Raw genomic sequence first — 17,210 nt, forward strand, 5'->3', positions numbered from 1 at the left:
CAAACGGAAAAAGAGGTATGAGCTACTAGCATACCGATGATTACCTTCTGTAAAAAGAGCATCTTACTTCTTTAAAAAAGTCTCATTTTAAAGTCAAATTATCTTACAATAAAGTAAAACAATAAGTGAGTAAAGCGTGGATTATATTCAAGCCAGAAGAGACTTTTTAAAGGTTGCAACAACCAGCGCAACGGCGAGTGTTTTCTTACCTGGAAGCTTAGGTGCGCTTGGCGAAGTAGCCCTCAAAAGTGAAGATAAGTTTATTCGTTCCATTTGTGAAATGTGCAGTAGTCGTTGTCCTATGGAAGCACGTGTTATCAATGGTAAAACTGTCTTGCTTCAAGGCAACGCTTTTGTGAAAGAGATGGGAACGAGTTTGTGTGCCAAAGGGGTTGCAGGAGCTTCTCAGCTTTATGATCCCCAAAGACTTGTTACACCATTGATTCGCGTGGGTAAACGGGGTGAAAACAAATGGAAGGAAGCCAGTTGGGATGAGGCGCTCAGTCTTATTGCTGGAAAACTAAGTGCGTTGAAAGAGCGTTATGGTGCCAGAAGTGTCATCTTCTCTGCCAAAACAGGAGAGCAGTACGATCTTCTCTGCTCTTTTGCTTCCGCATTTGGTTCACCCAATGTTTTTTCACATTGGAGTTCTTGTCCGATTGCGATTGAAAGTGCCTTTAAACAAACGTTCGGTGAAAAACTGCATCGCGATTTTGAACATGCTACCTATATTCTTAATTTTGGACATAACCTTTTTGAAGGACTCGATATTCCCCTAACCAAAGCGATGGCACAATTTTCTGCCAATCCTTCTAAAAAATTGGTTGTTTTAGACCCTCGTTTTTCCATCATAGCTTCTAAAGCTAACGAATGGTATCCGATTAAACCAGGGAGTGATTTAGCGTTTGTCCTTTCTCTTTTACATGTATGGATTAGGGATGGCAAATACAATAAAAATTTTGTCGAGCAGTATACGATTGGTTTTGATAAATTAGCACGCTCAGTGAAAGAAACAACGCCTCAGTGGCAACAGCCTCTTACGGGTATTGATGCCAAAGTGGTTGAACGTCTTGCGGCAGAAATTTATGAAGCTTCTCCTAAATGTATTATTGATTGGGGGCATAAAGCCACCACCACTAAGGCAGAATATCAGCGATCTCGTGCTATCTTGATGGCAAATATTTTGATGGGGAATGTTGAAAAAGAGGGTGGTATTTACTTTGCAAAAACAGCTGAACGGGTTAATGCCCTTGCTAAAGAAGAAATTGTACCAGAACTGAATAATCCTTATCCAAGACCCTTGGTGAATGAACAACGCATCGATCAAGCAGGTGAAATGGGAGCTTTACGCTTTGTCTCAAGAAGGCATGGTTCCTTGACGGCTATTCCTGAAGCGATTATGACTCAAACGCCTTATGAGATAAAAGGATGGTTTCTAACCAGACACAATCCTTTAGTCACGGTAGCAAATCCTCAAAAGATGAAAGAGGCAATGGAGCAGTTAGAGTTTATTGTTGTCAATGACATTTATCTCTCCGATACAGCGATGATGGCAGATGTGATTTTACCTGAGGTAACTTATTTAGAACGTGATGAAGGTATTAGCACAATTGCGTTTAAAAGCCCCTATTATGCAATGCGTAACCGTATTGTAGAACCACTTCATCGCAATAAAAGTGCCATAGAAATTATCCGTGATCTTGCAGAACGCATGGGGCTTGGGAGTCATTATTCATGGAAAAGTGTTCTTGAACTACGAGCCTATCAAGCCAAAGGGAACGACGTTTTACTCGAAACATTGCTTAAAAGAGGCGCAGCAACATTTGATGTACCTCCTCTTTTAGCGCTAGAGCCCACTTTTGTGGAGCATTTTTGTGAGAGGTATCCTCAAAGTCGTGTGTGGCTAGATAAGCAAGGTACGTTTAGTCATCTTTTGCAAAAGCTTAAAACACCCTCAGGTAAGATAGAAATTTATTGCGAAGAGGTTGAAAAATTGTTTAAAGGATATGGAGTTCCAAGTAGTGTGGATATGGATGTCAAACAAGGATTTCCTTATGTTTTAACCAGTGGGAAAAGCGCTGTTCATACCAATGGGCACACACAGAATGTACCGTATTTGAATATGTTACTCTCAACAAATCCAATTTGGATGCACCCTTCCACAGCAAAAATTCATGGACTCAAAATGGGTGATACCTTTTATCTTGAAAATGGTATTTCCAAAGAAAAGGCAACGGTATTTATTACCGAGGGTATTCGCCCCGATACACTGTTTGCGTATATGGGTTTTGGGCACGATGCTCCTGCTCTTAAGCGTACACATGGAAAAGGGATCAATTCTTCAAAGCTCTTATCGTTAGAGAGCGCCACGCTTTGTGGCGCAATGATCACCAATGTTGGTGTCAATATTATCAAAATATAGGAGCGCGTAATGGAAAAACAATACCGACTTCTCTATGATGAAAACCTTTGTATTGGGTGTCAAGCGTGTAGTGTGGCTTGTCGCATGGAACATAGTGTTCCCGATGATTTTTACAGAGTGCAGGTACATATGCAGACGCTTGGAATATTCCCAAATCTGGGAATGCGTTACGAGAGGTTATCGTGTGTAATGTGCGAAAATCCTCCATGTGTTAGCGTTTGTCCGACACATGCTTCCTTTCAGAGTAAAGATGGTTTAGTGCATATTGATGAACGTGTCTGCATTACATGTAAATATTGCATTCTAGCATGCCCCTACCATGCGCGGTTTGTGAATCCTTTAAAAAATGTAGTAGAAAAGTGCAATTTTTGTTATGATACACGCGTTTCTAAGGAGTTAAAGCCTGCGTGTGTCACTACATGTCCTACCGAAGCTCTCAGTTTTGGGGATATGCGGCAAAAAAGTTCTCTTGTGCATCAAAAATCGCAAAAAGAGGTACTGATGTTTCCCAAAGAACATCTGGGTACAAAGCCTAAAGTAGCGTTTATTCCGAGTCGTAAAGGGGTTAAGTCATGAGTCCAATGTGGGGAAGTGTAGAACAGTACAGCGCTATTCATTGGTCATGGGCGATTGCAATTTACCTTTTTTTAGCAGGACTCAGTTCAGGTTCTATTATCGTCGCTTTATTAGTGAAATGGAATCGTCATGAACGCAGTAACTCTTCTATCTGGGATGCGATGATTAAAGCGGGAGCTGTTGTGGCGCCTACGGCAATTTTTTTAGGTTTATTGCTTTTAGTGATCGATTTAGGTCGACCCCTTTCATTCTATTGGCTACTTCTTCGTTATAATGTGACATCGGTTATGAGTTTAGGGGTGCTTTTTTTGCTTATTTATACACCGATTGTCATTGTTTTTATGTTGCTTGTGTTTGAGCGAGGCGTGATAAAACACCCCCTTTTAGCTCCTTTAGAGGGACTTATTAATCTTGTTAAGAGTTTTCACTCTTATGCTAAAGTCATTGAGTATTTTCTCTTTATAGCGGCTCTTTGTGTGGGTTCATACACGGGATTTTTGCTTTCGGCACTCTATGCCATTCCCTTATGGAATAGTCCACTTTTACCTGTTTTATTTCTCACTTCTAGCCTCTCTTCGGGTGTTGCCGTCAATATTTTGGTTGGATTACTCTTCTTTAAGAGTGCTCTTAATACGGAGAGTATCAAGTATCTTCTTGTACTTGATACCAGAGTGATTTTAACCGAATTACCTCTTTTAGCACTGTTTTTTATCGGGTTATTTTATGCAGGTGGCGATGCTCCAACTGCTGCCAAAGCGGCACTAACAGAGGGTTTTTGGGCAGGCATCTTTTGGTTAGGTGTTATTGGTGTGGGATTAGGACTTCCTTTAGTAACGGTCATTATCGCTCTTAAGAGTCATGTTTATCGTGTTGGTTACATTGTGACAAATTCTATGGTGGTTGTTTTAGGTGTTTTAATGCTGCGATATTACATCATTTATGCAGGACAAATTTATTTTGGTTAAGGAAAAGGTATGAAGATTTTACTCTTAGAAGATGACTATAATTACAATGAGAGCATTAAGGAGTATTTAGAGCTCTTAGGGTATGAAGTCGATGCCTTTTTTGATGGAGAGAGCGCTCTGGATGCGATTATGCAGAAGTGCTATTATCTCTTTTTATTGGATGTAAAAGTACCGAAGCTCAATGGGCATGAGTTGATTAAATATATCAAAGAGGCAAATATTACGACGCCTATTATCATCATGACATCATTGGTAGATATTGATAACATGGAAATTGGGTATCAGCTAGGCTGTAATGACTACCTTAAAAAACCGTTTGAACTTAAAGAGCTTGAGCTGCGGGTGAAAGAGCTGATTAAAAAGCATTATCAAACAAGTACCGCAGGGGAATTTAGGCTGAGTTGTGGATGTGTTTTTAATTTTGAATCAGGTGAGCTTAAAAAGAAAGATATGACAGTCTCACTTACCTCAAAAGAGCTTGATTTGGTGCGCTTTTTAATTCGCCGTAAAAATACATTTTGCGACATTGAACTCATTCGTGAAAATGTGTGGGAAGGTAAAGAGATTAGTTATGCGTATATTCGTATGTATATTAGAAAAATAAGGCTCAAAGTCGATGAAGAAGAGTTTATCAAATCGTCGCGTGGGTTAGGATATCGCATTGATGTTCTCTCTTAATCCCTTTCGTTCAGTTTTAGTCTATACACTGATTGTTATGGCACTGTTTTGTGTACCTAGCTACTTTGCCATTCAAAGTACCATCATGGAAGAGAAGTATAAAGCAACGCAAGAGATTTTGGAGTGGGTTGATGCTCATGAAAAGAGTATTTTTGAAAAAGAGCGCTTTGAAATTCCAAGAAGTGTGCGCTTTCATATTAACATTTATGATGAAACACAGCAATTACTCTACAAAGGTATTCAAGCACATCTTACCCATAGCAATTTTAAAGTACATGTTGTTTATCCTTTTCTATATTATCAAAAAGAGATTCAAAGAGGGAGTGATATTTTTTACCTTGTCGTAGAGCTTCAACTTAACTATGCCAAAATTATTTTTATCGCAACAATGCTTTTTTTTATTGTACTTTTTCTCGTCTATCTTATGAGCAATATTTTTGTTCATTCCAGTATTTATCCTTATAAAAAGATGCAGCGTTATATGAATGACTTTTTTAATGACTCAATGCATGAGCTTAAGACGCCTTTGGGGGTTATTAATATCAATGTTGAGCTCCTCTCAAGTTATGTGACTTCTTCTAAGCATCTGCAACGTATTAAAGCAGCCACAAAGCAGATGCAGATGACGTATGAAGATGTGGAGTATTATATTAAGCATAAAAAAGTAACGTACAATAAAGAACCTGTCAATCTTTCTGAGTATTTAAACGCACGTATTGCTTTTTTTGAAGATATTTCTGTTGCTAAGTCGATAAGTTTGGAGCATGATGTCATGCCAAATTTGATGATCTATATCAGCAAAGTAGAGCTTCAGCGCATCATTGACAATACACTCTCTAATGCTATTAAATACTCTTTTTTTCAAGGTAAAGTAGAGATAAAACTTTACCCAAAAGATGAAGAGCACTGTGTCCTCAGTTTTCAAGATTATGGACAGGGTATTAAAGATCTTTACAAAGTCTTTCAGCGCTTTGAGCGAGAAGACTCTGTGCAGGGTGGCTTTGGCTTAGGGCTAAATATTGTACAAAATATTTGTAACAAAAATGATATTGACATTAACATCGAATCGTATGAAAATAAGGGCTCTTGTTTTACGTATATTTTGAAACTTGATAAAAAGAAGCTCTTAGATGGTGTGGATGATGCAGAAATAAAGGGTGAACGATGAAAGAAAAACGATTTTTTCTCAGTGCCGCACTGATGCTTTTTTTTGGGCTTATTATTCTCTTCTTATACAATAAGTCAATTTCGTATGAAGAGGAAGAGACGCTTAAAAAACAGATGGATGCACTTTTGTTGACGTTGCATAATAAAATTGCGGAGACAACCAAAGTTTCACTGGCAAGTTCGGTGATTTTAGCGAAAAGTCCCAATGTCGTTGCTTGCTTAAGTGAGCAAAATCGAGAGGACTGTTTGCAGTACCTGCTTGAAATTAGAGATAGTATGGCACTGGCAGAGATTTTTGATAATGCAAGAATACATCTCCATACCAAAGATTTTAAAAGTTTTATTCGCCTTTGGGATTATAACAATCACAACAATGATGATTTAAGCACATTTCGCCATGCACTCGAAAAGATAAAGCTGAGTAAACATCCGATGCAAGGTGTTGAAATTGGGCGACATGGTATGTTTATGCGCGCCATCGCTCCTGTCTTTAAAAAAGATGAGTATGTAGGAACGATTGAAACGGTTGTTGATTTTAAAGATTTAAATGCATATTTTAAAAAAGATGGTGTTGAGTTTTATGTATTGATGAAAAATGAGTATTTATCGATTGCAAATGCGGCATCTTACGGTGAAAAGCTTATACTCGATAACTATACGATTGTCAATCAAGAAGCCAATGGACTAAATTTTATCAAAGAGATTAATTTTCAAGGTACAGGTTATCTCAAAAAAGGTGATAATTATGTTCTTTATACACCTATTGTCGATATTAATGGTGAACATATAGGCTTTTTTGTACTGACATGGAGTGAGAGCTTATCTTTGGCATCCTTTAAAGGATAAGGTTCTTACGCGCTTCATTGCGAATACGATCCATGCCCATGTAAAACTCTTTCATCATGACTAAAAAGAGGTAGTCACCATAGTCTGTAGTGGTGATGTTCTCTTTATTTTCTTTGATTGCTTTGGCAAATTTAAGGAGCATAAGCTCTTTACCCAGTGTATCATTGATCGATTGACCAAACATAGCTGTAAATTTTTTCTTAGAGAGAGTACCATTGAAAAGATCAACCATTAAACGATAATACATCTGTGAGTTGGCTGGGAAAGTTCTCTCTTTTGTAATAGCCGAAGATTTTTCTTGAATAAGCGTCGCATATTTATCTAAAGCAAATTCATTGAGGTAAAGGGTGTCTTTTAAAAAACTAAAAGAGCCTGAGCCGACACCGACATACTCTTCATTGTCAATAATATATTCATCAATAATCAAATCGCTCTCTTTGGAAAACGACCAACCATGTCGTGCAGGATAGAGCTCTTTAAGTGATTTTTTAATAGTGCTAAAAAAGGTAAATTCATTCTCAAGACTGAATTCTCCCAGTGTTTTTTTCACGCTATTTTTCACCAATGAGGAGGTCATGAGTGGATAGACGCTGGTTTGCTCTGGAGAGAGTTTTTTAAGTGTCTCTAGGTCGTGAATGAGCCCTTCTTCTGTTTGTGTAGGGAAATTAAAAATGAGATCCACGCTGGTGATGGGCAAAATCCCCAGCATGGATGCAATTTTCGCGTACACCTCTTCTCCTGAACCAAACTTCTCATAACGCCCTAATTTCTTTAAAAGGGTATCATCAAAGGTTTGAACACCTATAGAGAGACGATCGACTAAGCCATCCAATTGGAGTACGGTTTTTGGGTTGATATGGTTAGGATCGCTCTCACACGAGACATGTTCAATGGAGAAGAGTTTTCGAACCAACTCAATCGTTGTAATCAACTCTTCTTCATCAATCAATGGTGTACCTCCACCTATGACTAAATAGTTAAAATCATATCCCAACTCTTTTACATGTAAAATCTCTTCACGTAAATGGCGGTAGTATATGAGAGCAGCTTCTTTGGTATAGGTGAATTTATTAAAAGAGCAGTACGGGCAAAACATTGTACAAAAGGGGACATGAATGTAAAGTAGATACTTTTTGTTTTCAGGAGGAGGTGGCAATCCTAAAGAGGGTTTTTCGACATGTAAATAGTGTTTAGTATATTGGCTCATAAAATAGCTTGTTGCATTGGTGATAATTTTCGATTGACGGGATTGCATCATAATCCTTATTTATTTTTTCTTACTAAAGCATATAAAAAATTATAGTGGTTCTTCGTGACATTGAGCATGTGATTTGTGTACAGTGTTGCACAACAGATGGCTTTTTCATCTACAGCAATTTTTTGATGATAGATTTTCATCATGCTACTCCTTATTAAATTAATGAAGACATTATAGGCTTATGAGCGTAATTTTTATGTAAACAAATGGTTACACAAAATAACAATACTCAAGACTAAGTCAAAATATTACTGATAAAAGAGGAGAAAATCAGGGGGATCGTTTCACGATAAATTCACTATTTAGACTATAATACGCTTTATTTTCTATGGATGGAGGTTGACAATGAAATTACAAAAGCTTTTTTTGATGGGATTAGGTGTTTTGATAAGCACATCTTCCCTTTTTGCAGCAGATTTTGATTGGATGGTAAGTCTTAATATGCGTTCTCATGAAGATCCTTATGGCTATCGATATAGTTTGGTAGATCGCTTTGGCGTTCGAGAGCCTGATGTTATGGTGATTTTAACAAGTGTTTATGATCCTGCGGATGCCTATATGATCTTTCGCCTTGCCGAGTTAACGGGACGACCACCAGAGTATATTTTAAGAGTATATCGTGAGCGAAGACATTATGGCTGGGATGATATAGGGCGTCATGTAGGTATTAGACCAGATTTTGGTGAATTTATAGAGCTTCGTGAGCGATATGACACGCGTTATATTTACCACCCTAGAGGGCACTATGAAGATCGTCGTGACATGCCTGTTCGCAAAGTCTATGTAGAGCCAAGGCATTATGAACACCAGCCAGAACGTAGAGATTCAGATAGAGATGAGAGACGAGATCACAATCCGCATCATGACAGAGATGATGATCGAAGAGATGACGGACGCGATAGACGTTAAAATAATTCAAAGGAGTATTTATGAAATTTAAAAGTATTGTATTAGCAACGGTTAGTTTTGTACTCGTAAGTAGCTCAACATTGTTCTCCGCTGATTTTGATTGGATGGCAAGTTTAAATATGCGTTCTCATGCAGATCCTTATGGCTATCAAGCAGGGCTTGCTTCACGTTTTGGTATGCCAGAATCACAATTAAGCCTCATTATAAAAAGTGTTGGTGCTCCTGCCGATGCGTATATGGTGCTTCGTCTCTCCGAATTATCGGGACGATCCCATGAAGAGGTGCTTCGATATTATCAAGCTAACAAACACAAAGGCTGGGGCGTTATGGCAAAAGATCTTGGTATAAAACCCGGTTCAAGCGAGTTTAAGGCACTCAAAGCAGGTCACGATATGCGTGATTTTGATGATAGACATGATGATCGTGACCGTGGTGACCAAGATCATGGAAATGGTAATAAAGAGCACGGGAAAAAAGGGCATTAACGTTTAATGCGTTAAAGCAATGAATAGCTTAGTTCGATTTGAAATGTCATAACAGAGGTAAAGAGATCATCGTTTAAAGGAAACGGAAAGCTTTTTTGAACCGCATCTTCCGTCGCTTTATGGAAGATCTTTTTACCCTCTAAAATGACCAATGAAAGTAGCTCTCCTCTGGGAGAGATCGTAAATTCTATCATGACTTTTCCCTCTATATGGCTATTTTGAGCGATCTTTGGATAGGTCTTATGCTCATTGATACGCCTTTTTAGGTTTTCTAAATACTCTTTTTGTTTTACATGTAAAGCTTCTTTGCTACTGGCTTCTGAACTCATCGCTTCAGCTTTTACCTCTTTCGTGACCGTTTGCTCTTCCAAATCAGAATGTTTACTCTCTTGTGAAACCACCATAGCCTCTTTTTTGACAAGTGCGTTTGGCAAGGTTTTAGACTCTTTCTTAGCAACATTTTTTTGAGGCGTGTGCGTCAAGGTTGGCGGTGAGGGAGGAGGTGGTGTTGTTGGATGAAGTTCAGGTTCCTCTTTTTTGGGTTCATACAAAGTAATTGCCATCACGTCTTTAGATAAATCAGCCAAAGCGGGTTTGTGTATAAACGAAGTGTGATACATCAATGCAAATCCACCGATAAGGTACACAATTAAGCTCACTGTAAAAGCGTGAATGTAGCGTTTCATTGTTTCGTTAAAATCCCAATTTGTGTGTAATGATGTTGCTTTAAAAGATCCATGAGTTTGACAAAAGGCTCAAAAGAAGCGTGCTTGTCACAATTAATCATAATGGGAGTTTGCTCATTAAACTGTAAAAGCTCACTCTCAAGAGAGCCTTCCTCAACGGCTTTGTCATTGAAAAAGAATTTCTCTTCTTGTGTGATGGTAACGATAAGCTCTTTTTGCTCGCTCAAAGGCTTGGCAGAAGTTGCTTGTGTTAAATCCACAGGTATAATACCTTTTGCCACAAACGTTGCCGTGGTTAGGACTATAACAAGAAGTACAAGCATAATGTCGATAAAGGGTACGACATTAATCGTTTCAAAGCGACGTATTTTCATCAGTTCCACTCTGCTTTGCAATATCCCAGCACATTAAAATTTTCTCAATTTTACGTACCAGATGGTTGTAAAAAAAGATGGCTGGAATGGCAACCACAAGACCCATAGCGGTTGCTTTAAGCGCCAATGCTAAGGATGACATAATGGTCTTAACATCAATTTGTCCGCTTTGTCCCATGGTGTAAAAGGTGATAATAATGCCACACACCGTACCCAAGAGACCGATGTAGGGGGCATTTGAGCCAAAGGTTGAGAGAATATGGACGTGATTGGTCACATCCATCTCTAATTTTTCTTTACAGGTATAGTGTGAGATTTTTAAAGCTCGGTAAAACAAAAGTCGCTCGACCCAAAAAAAGAGTGTGATAAAACTCATAAAACCTAGTAATCCAATGACACCATAGTCCACAATGTCTTGCAATAGCGTAATGGAGATCATTTCATCTCCTTGGGAGTCTCTTGCAAAGTTTTAGCGCTTCCATGGTGCGCGTGCCCCTCTTGTTTCATGCCATACGTTGCAAAAGCGTAGCTTCGATAAAGGTTGAGTCCCAAATAAAGAAAAATTAAAAGGGAAGCAAAGAAAAAGGCTATGACTCTTTTTGTTGTAGATGCTTGAAAGAATGTTATGCGTTTTGCCATAATCAAAAGTGCCCAAAATACCGCAATATAATTCATAACCCCAAAGATTTTAAGCCACGCATCTTTTTTAGATGCCAAAGGTTCAACGGGTGAAAAAGGAAGATGAAATCCATCAATAAAACCATTGACGATGGTGCTGTAATGGTGGACAAAGAAAAACTCGTATGTATGCGACAAGCCACCGATGATAAAAATGGGGATGAAGGCATAAGAGAGTGTATAAAATGCCGACTTGAAGTTTATATGTAAAAGTTTTGAAGCAATGAACGTGCCTCCCATTGCAAAGCCTATTGTTATGAGAGTCGCGAAAAAAAGCGCACTTATACCCACATAATCAATCCCTTTAATGGCAATGTTTGTTTGGATCCATTGACCTAATTGAACCCAAAAGTAGCTATCACTAATGGCGACACGACTGAGGGCATGGTGAAAACTCATCGTGATAGTAATAGCAGCCGTAATAAGCAAAATCGCCCAGACTTCAGCCGTTGAAGTTTGAAACTTCTGAAAAAGTGAAGAAGAGGGCTTAGTCAGTTTAAAGCTCACGGACTCACAACTTTGCGCACAACTCATACACAAAGTACAATCTCCCATAGAGGCTTTGGTGTCAAAACTAAAAGGTTTGAGGTTGTATGAACAAGCTTTTGTGCATTCAAACGTTTTACAGGCTTGGCAGCTTTGCGCATACGTTCCAAGCCATGTAAATGAAACTTTTGAAAAAGTGCGTGTGAGTGTGCCAATGGGGCAGATATATTTGCAGTAGCTCATCTCTTTAAATATAAAGAAAAAACCAAAGGCAACACTGCTCATAACACTAAAAAAGATTGCACTGCTCAGAGGCGTTTTATAGGCACTTGAATAGATATAATAGACCGTCCACCAGCCAAAAAAGAGTAATAAAACACCGATAAGCGGCTGTTTGAGCCATGTTGGCACTGTTTTTTGAAGCCCAAATCGTGTCAGGTATTTACCCACAAAAGCATGGGGGCAAATGCCGCAAAACAGACGTCCAAAAGTAGAAAGGGTTACCACCATAAAAAGTGGCCAAAAGAGTGACCAAAAAAGAACGGTTGTAAAGCTGTTTTGCTCTTTGGTAGGAGCCATAAAACCCAATATAATGGCATAGACAAATAGGGCTAAAACACTCACTCTTAAAAGCAGTAAAAACGTTCTGTTTTTAAAGAAAAATGCACTCAATGGATTGGCAAAGAGGTCGTTTGCGTCTCGTTTTTGGTGATCAACCATTTTTCATCCTTTAAAATTTGTAGCGGTAGCTAACCATACCACTTCGTGGCGCTGCTGCTTTGTAACTCTCGACACCGTAAACGCTTTTATCCGCTTGCATTGCATAGTGTTTGTCGAAAATATTGTAGATGTTGAGCTGAATAAGATGCTCTTTATGCTCATACCCTAGCATCAAGTCTGTGACAAAATCGTATCCGGTGTATTTATCGGAGTTGGCATTATCAAGATAGTAGTTTCCCCACGTCTTGGTTTGAATGCGTGTTTTAAAGCCATTTGCCATTTTGTAGTTGGCTTCAAGACCGTATTGTGTTTTTGGAATATACGGTAGATAGTTTCCATCGCGGCTCACAAAGGCTGAGCCCACTTTCTCTTGAAAACTTTTGTATTTAAAGTCACTGTATGCATACGAGAGTCCAAAATTTAAAGCTGGGGTGACATGGTATGTTCCTAAAAATTCAAATCCGCGTTTTTGAGTTTCTCCAGCATTATCATAGATCGTATTGCCGCCAGCGTCTTTAATTTGAATGATCTCGTCTGTGACATCGTTTTGATAAATTGCCATATCATAAGAGAAATCGCCTGTTCGTGTTTTCAGACCAATCTCATAGTTGATACTTTTGGTTTTATCGAGTGCTTCATTGTCTGTGAGTTCACTGGTTGTGGGTGCTTGATTGGCAAAAGCGACGGAGCTGTAAATATTGGTTGCATCTGTGAGTGCATAGGTGATACCAAGTTTTGTTGAGAGGAGTGTAAAGCTTTTATCAATCGCATAAGCACCAGCACCTGTGCGTACTTGCTGGTGCTATAGTTAAAATAGCTGTATTCTGTACCCGTTACATCAAAAGCGAGTTTATCAGCACGTGCACTGATGTCAATGGTCGTTTTATCAAATGGTGAAAATGTTTCCATCGCATACACGCCATATAAGGAAGCAAGAGAGTCTTCAACATTCGCTAAAGCACCTTCTCTGTTAGAGAGCGTTTTTGTAATTCTACCTCCACCCCCTACAACAACATCTGCGTATTGGTATTTTTTAGCATCATCACTACGGTCTTGTTTAGCAGTGACGCCAAAGACTAACATGGCATTGCGATCAAAGAGTTTGTGCGCATAGTCAGCCTCTAAATCGGTTCCATAGACATAGTTTTCATCCGCATCGTTGATAATGCCTGTAACTGGGTGAAAGTGTTCCCACTTATTGACGTAAAAGCGTGGTTTATAGGTCCAATCTCCTATTTCTTTTGAATATTTGGTGTTTAAAGAGAGAATTTTAGAATCCCTTGCGGTGTATTGCCAAGGGCTAGAGGTGTTGTGTTGCTCTCCTATTTTTTTAAATTCTTCAAACTCTGCTCTTGTCATAGATGCAGGTAACTCTAAATTGGACTCGGTGTAAGCGAACTCACTTTCAAGCGTTGCATCATCATCAAAAATATGACCGTATTTGAAGCTTATCTGTTTAGAATCAAAGGCATTGTTGTCTCGCCAGCCATTATCGATTTTGCGTTGAGAATAGTTCATGGAAACAAAGTCGTTATCGTCAAGTTTTTCTCTTAATTTCAAGTTGAGGTTGCGTTGCCCATCATTTCCAACACCTAATTTGATGCTGTTGCTATCTTCTTCAAAAACAGATTTTGTGATGAGCTGAATAACACCACCTGTGGTATTGACCGCGTTGATGGAGCCAGGCCCTTTTTGCACCTCAATGCTTTGTACATCTTGCATATCAATATAATCAAAACGCGTAAACGAATCAGGATCAGTCATTGGAACGCCATCTTTAATAACCATAATTTCTCTCACGCCATAACTAGCTTTTAACCCAGCACCGCGAATAATAAGCCTTGGGCTTGGTGAATTGCTAGAACTTTCGACATTAACGCCAGGAATATTCTCAAGCGCACTGCTCACATCAAGAACATTTTTGTCTTCAATCGTTTGCGCATTGACAACAGCGATTGATTGTGAAACTTCTTTGGTTCCCGTTTCAACTTTGGTTGCAGTAACACTGATATTGTCCAGCTGAATGGTTTCGGCGCTGGCGAATAGAGGCAAAAGTGCAAGGGTCTGGTAGAGGCGTTTCTTGTCTATCATAAATGATCCTTATAAAATTTTGAAATAAAATTATTATAAGGAAGTGTGAAATTAGTGTTAAATGAAAATTGAAACAAAGTTTTAAGAGGGATTATTTCAAAATATGGGGACAATCGGCTATAATTACATGTAAAAATACTAAAGGAAATTTTGATGCAAACTTATGCATGCGGACACATTAATCCGGATTCTGATTCTGTCGTATCAGCTATCTCTCTTTCATATCTCAAAACACAGCTCGGCGAGCCTTGTACACCTGCGCGTCAAGGTGAAATTAGTCCTGAAACAGAGTTTATTTTAAAAACTTTTGGACTTGAAAAACCTCTTTTAAAAAATGATTTTTCAGGCGATAATCTTTATATTACGGATTATTCTGATCTTGCACAAGCGCCGCACAATCTCAAAGAGACGAATATTTTAGGTATTGTCGATCACCATAAACTAGGAGATATCACCACAACGACACCCCTTGAGTGTTGGATTCGCCCTGTGGGTTGTACCAATACGATTGTCAAAGAGATGTATGATCACTATAAAATTGAAATTCCTAAAAACATTGCAGGCGCAATGATGATGGCCATTTTAAGTGACACCGTTTTATTTAAATCTCCAACGTGTACCAAAGTCGATACCAAAGCTGTCAAAGAGCTAGCCAAAATAGCAGGAATAGAAGACTTTAAAGCGCTTGGTATGGAGATGTTTTTGGTCAAATCAGCAGTCATTGGAGCAAGCCCACGTGCCCTTTTATTGCGCGATTACAAAGACTTTGAAATGGGTGGCAACAAAATCGGTATTGGTCAACTAGAAGTGGTTGATCTCAAAGTGTTTGATGGCATGAAAGAAGCACTGTTTGCTGATATGAAAGCCTACAAAGAAGAGGGTGGTCGCCATACGGTGATGCTTCTTTTAACAGACATTATGGTCGAAGGTTCTCAATTTTTAGTGGTAAGTGATGATGAAAGCATCGTTGAAAAAGCGATGAAGACAAAACTTATCAATCACGAAATGTGGGTTGATGGTGTATTGAGTCGTAAAAAACAGGTTATTCCTGTCATGGAAAAGCAGTTCTAAAAGCTGTTGTGTGAAAAAAGGCACCCTTAAAAGACGTTATCTCATTCAAAATCCTAAAGAAGTGATTGCATATCTTGCAACCACTTCTTTTTATAAAAAAGCAATACATCAACTCTACCTTGAAAATCACTCTCGCCACACTGATCGTTTTGGTGTTTTAACTTTTCAGTTTAATACTTTAGATCAGATAAATGCTTTTGAAGCAGATGTAAAGTTGCATATTATCAAGAATGTGAGTGACGATAAACGCTATAAAAATCGTTACCTTTCACTGTTTGGATTACCTCTGAACTACGATTTCTCTCTTCATGAAGTGTTTAAAAAGTGTGAGATGATCGGTTTAAGGGAGCTTGATTTTTCTTTTTCTCATGGCATGAGCAGCCAAAAAGTGCTGAAAGTTCTTTTGTATAGGGAAGTACAGTTTTTAGAATATGAAGTAACGTTGCTATTAGAAGATGATGCAAAAGCACTTAAAAATCTTTCTAAAATTGCAGAAAACATACGCTATATTCTAGGGATTGGTAGTGTTACTTTTGATAGTGCTCTGATTCAGTGTTTACAAAAAGCTTTTGAAGTATTTTTAAATCATGATAGAGAAAAGTTACTTCAATTTGTGCAAAGTTCACACTATAGGACGTTGCTATTAGATATACGCTTTTTCTTACACGAGCAAAGCGGTTTTTATTTGCTTCCTAAAAGTGAAATGCCTCTTCTTTTCTTTGTGAAAAAGTATCTCAAAAAAGAAGAATTTCGTATTGCAAAAAGGCTTAAAAGGGCACTTTATTAACATTTCGTTTGAATTGAAGAGGTACTATTTTAATAATAATTTGGGATATTGCGGTACAATAGCACACCCATTTTTCTACAAAGGATAAACAATGAAAAAAAACGACATTACATGTAGGTCTCGCTCTTAGCGCAGCATTAATTTTAATGAGTGGGTGTGCAACATCCGAGCTTCAGACAAGTGCACGAATGACACAGAGTGTTTTCATTAACCCTGTGGCTAAAGATAAACGAACCATTTTTATTTCAACTAAAAATACCAGTGGTGCTCCGATTAACTTAGAGAACCGTATTATTCAGGCATTGTATGCTAAAGGATACACCATCGTAGATGATCCTGAAATGGCAACATATGTGTTGATGACGAATATCTTGTTTTGTAATAAAAAGAGTGAAAATAATGTTGTAGGTGGCGCAGTAATGGGTGGCGCAGCAGGTGCGATTGCCAACTCTGGTAGTAATGGTCGAAGTATGGCAGCTGCTGGACTTGGTGGAGCGCTTGTTGGTGGACTCATTGGCAAAGCAACGGAAGATACGATCTTCCAAATGCAAGTGGACATCGTCATTCGTGAAAAAGCCAAAGGTAAGGTTATGGCAAATACGGGTACTGTAGGTGGACAAGCTGGCATTCGTGATGGTCAAAAATCAGGTACAATGAACAGCTTTGGTGGACCAATCCGTGATGCCGATGCAAGTGGTAAAATGTACAGCAACACCTACTCTTCAAGTTCACAATCGTATGAGAGTGACTATATAGAGCATAAAACAATGATGTTTGCAGAAGCCACTAAAATGAATTTGACACTGTATGAAGCAACCCCAATCTTGGAAGATAAAATTGCACAACAAGTCGCAGGACTATTTTAATACTTTGACACGCTTCTCAAGCAAAGCTTGAGAAGCTACGTTATACTAGGTACTGAAGCTTGCCTCTTTCGAGGCAGAAATAGACTCTTTTGGTGCTGATACTATGGATATTCAAGCTCGCCAGTGATTTGGCAATATATTTTAC

Annotated in this window: 18 protein-coding genes and 1 pseudogene; 11 read left to right on the top strand and 8 right to left on the bottom strand. The window is 38.6% G+C overall.

Annotated features, from left to right (window positions below; translation table 11 throughout):
- The first annotated feature begins 136 nt into the window (after positions 1–136).
- The 6 genes from phsA to Sdiek1_RS01535 are packed head-to-tail and all read left to right on the top strand — an operon-like array spanning position 137 to position 6,654.
- Positions 137–2,422: a thiosulfate reductase PhsA gene (gene phsA, locus Sdiek1_RS01510; protein WP_087437576.1), complete on the top strand. Its 2,286-nt coding sequence runs from the start codon at positions 137–139 to the stop codon at positions 2,420–2,422.
- Positions 2,423–2,431: 9 nt separating this feature from the next.
- Complete coding sequence (locus tag Sdiek1_RS01515; protein WP_087437577.1) at positions 2,432–2,998, top strand: 4Fe-4S dicluster domain-containing protein; 567 nt, start codon at positions 2,432–2,434, stop codon at positions 2,996–2,998.
- Positions 2,995–3,963 carry an NrfD/PsrC family molybdoenzyme membrane anchor subunit gene (gene nrfD / locus Sdiek1_RS01520; RefSeq protein WP_087437578.1) on the top strand — a complete coding sequence of 323 codons (969 nt, stop codon included), beginning with the start codon at positions 2,995–2,997 and terminating at the stop codon, positions 3,961–3,963. The genes Sdiek1_RS01515 and nrfD overlap by 4 nt, the downstream gene beginning before the upstream one ends.
- A 9-nt stretch (positions 3,964–3,972) precedes the next feature.
- Positions 3,973–4,641, top strand: a complete 669-nt coding sequence (locus Sdiek1_RS01525; protein ID WP_087437579.1) for a response regulator transcription factor — start codon at positions 3,973–3,975, stop codon at positions 4,639–4,641.
- Positions 4,628–5,809 carry a sensor histidine kinase gene (locus Sdiek1_RS01530; RefSeq protein ID WP_087437580.1) on the top strand — a complete coding sequence of 394 codons (1,182 nt, stop codon included), beginning with the start codon at positions 4,628–4,630 and terminating at the stop codon, positions 5,807–5,809. Before Sdiek1_RS01525 ends, Sdiek1_RS01530 begins: the two co-directional genes overlap by 14 nt.
- The gene (locus tag Sdiek1_RS01535) at positions 5,806–6,654 is read left to right on the top strand and encodes a cache domain-containing protein (RefSeq protein ID WP_087437581.1); all 849 of its coding nucleotides are present in this window, start codon (positions 5,806–5,808) and stop codon (positions 6,652–6,654) included. Before Sdiek1_RS01530 ends, Sdiek1_RS01535 begins: the two co-directional genes overlap by 4 nt.
- On the opposite strand, the gene Sdiek1_RS01540 is transcribed toward Sdiek1_RS01535, so the two are convergent.
- Both Sdiek1_RS01540 and Sdiek1_RS14800 read right to left on the bottom strand, forming a co-directional pair.
- On the bottom strand, positions 6,644–7,909 hold the full coding sequence (locus tag Sdiek1_RS01540; protein ID WP_087437582.1) for a coproporphyrinogen III oxidase family protein: 1,266 nt from the start codon (positions 7,907–7,909) through the stop codon (positions 6,644–6,646). The genes Sdiek1_RS01535 and Sdiek1_RS01540 overlap by 11 nt on opposite strands.
- Positions 7,910–7,917: 8 nt before the next feature.
- Positions 7,918–8,055, bottom strand: a complete 138-nt coding sequence (locus Sdiek1_RS14800) for a hypothetical protein (protein WP_161491965.1) — start codon at positions 8,053–8,055, stop codon at positions 7,918–7,920.
- 202 nt (positions 8,056–8,257) lie between these two features.
- Between Sdiek1_RS14800 and Sdiek1_RS01545 the strand changes: the two genes are divergently transcribed.
- The gene (locus Sdiek1_RS01545) at positions 8,258–8,821 is read left to right on the top strand and encodes a hypothetical protein (RefSeq protein WP_087437583.1); all 564 of its coding nucleotides are present in this window, start codon (positions 8,258–8,260) and stop codon (positions 8,819–8,821) included.
- Positions 8,822–8,841: 20 nt separating this feature from the next.
- Positions 8,842–9,306 carry a hypothetical protein gene (locus Sdiek1_RS01550; protein WP_087437584.1) on the top strand — a complete coding sequence of 155 codons (465 nt, stop codon included), beginning with the start codon at positions 8,842–8,844 and terminating at the stop codon, positions 9,304–9,306.
- Between the two features lie 11 nt (positions 9,307–9,317).
- Here the strand turns inward: Sdiek1_RS01550 and Sdiek1_RS01555 are convergent, their stop codons facing one another.
- From Sdiek1_RS01555 to Sdiek1_RS15050, 6 genes and pseudogenes are all read right to left on the bottom strand, one after another.
- Positions 9,318–9,992 (bottom strand): energy transducer TonB, encoded by a 675-nt coding sequence (locus Sdiek1_RS01555; protein WP_087437585.1) that lies wholly within the window; start codon positions 9,990–9,992, stop codon positions 9,318–9,320.
- Positions 9,989–10,366: an ExbD/TolR family protein gene (locus Sdiek1_RS01560; RefSeq protein WP_087437586.1), complete on the bottom strand. Its 378-nt coding sequence runs from the start codon at positions 10,364–10,366 to the stop codon at positions 9,989–9,991. The genes Sdiek1_RS01555 and Sdiek1_RS01560 overlap by 4 nt, the downstream gene beginning before the upstream one ends.
- Positions 10,347–10,805 carry a TonB-system energizer ExbB gene (gene exbB, locus Sdiek1_RS01565; protein ID WP_087437587.1) on the bottom strand — a complete coding sequence of 153 codons (459 nt, stop codon included), beginning with the start codon at positions 10,803–10,805 and terminating at the stop codon, positions 10,347–10,349. Before exbB ends, Sdiek1_RS01560 begins: the two co-directional genes overlap by 20 nt.
- Complete coding sequence (locus Sdiek1_RS01570) at positions 10,802–12,250, bottom strand: 4Fe-4S binding protein (RefSeq protein ID WP_087437588.1); 1,449 nt, start codon at positions 12,248–12,250, stop codon at positions 10,802–10,804. The genes exbB and Sdiek1_RS01570 overlap by 4 nt, the downstream gene beginning before the upstream one ends.
- Positions 12,251–12,260: 10 nt before the next feature.
- The gene (locus Sdiek1_RS15045; RefSeq protein ID WP_369688497.1) at positions 12,261–13,016 is read right to left on the bottom strand and encodes a TonB-dependent receptor; all 756 of its coding nucleotides are present in this window, start codon (positions 13,014–13,016) and stop codon (positions 12,261–12,263) included.
- Between the two features lie 941 nt (positions 13,017–13,957).
- Positions 13,958–14,341: pseudogene (locus Sdiek1_RS15050) on the bottom strand (TonB-dependent receptor plug domain-containing protein); the annotation flags it as partial.
- A 153-nt stretch (positions 14,342–14,494) separates the two neighbouring features.
- On the opposite strand from Sdiek1_RS15050, the gene Sdiek1_RS01580 reads away from it, so the two are divergent.
- From Sdiek1_RS01580 to traT, 3 genes are all read left to right on the top strand, one after another.
- A complete protein-coding gene (locus Sdiek1_RS01580; RefSeq protein WP_087437589.1) occupies positions 14,495–15,412 on the top strand; it encodes a manganese-dependent inorganic pyrophosphatase in 918 nt (305 codons plus the stop codon).
- 10 nt (positions 15,413–15,422) lie between these two features.
- Positions 15,423–16,199: a hypothetical protein gene (locus tag Sdiek1_RS01585; protein WP_087437590.1), complete on the top strand. Its 777-nt coding sequence runs from the start codon at positions 15,423–15,425 to the stop codon at positions 16,197–16,199.
- A gap of 146 nt (positions 16,200–16,345) precedes the next feature.
- Positions 16,346–17,065 carry a complement resistance protein TraT gene (gene traT, locus Sdiek1_RS01590; protein ID WP_087437591.1) on the top strand — a complete coding sequence of 240 codons (720 nt, stop codon included), beginning with the start codon at positions 16,346–16,348 and terminating at the stop codon, positions 17,063–17,065.
- Positions 17,066–17,210 lie beyond the last annotated feature (145 nt).

The organism is Sulfurospirillum diekertiae (assembly GCF_002162315.1).
In the GTDB taxonomy this organism is placed as follows: domain Bacteria; phylum Campylobacterota; class Campylobacteria; order Campylobacterales; family Sulfurospirillaceae; genus Sulfurospirillum.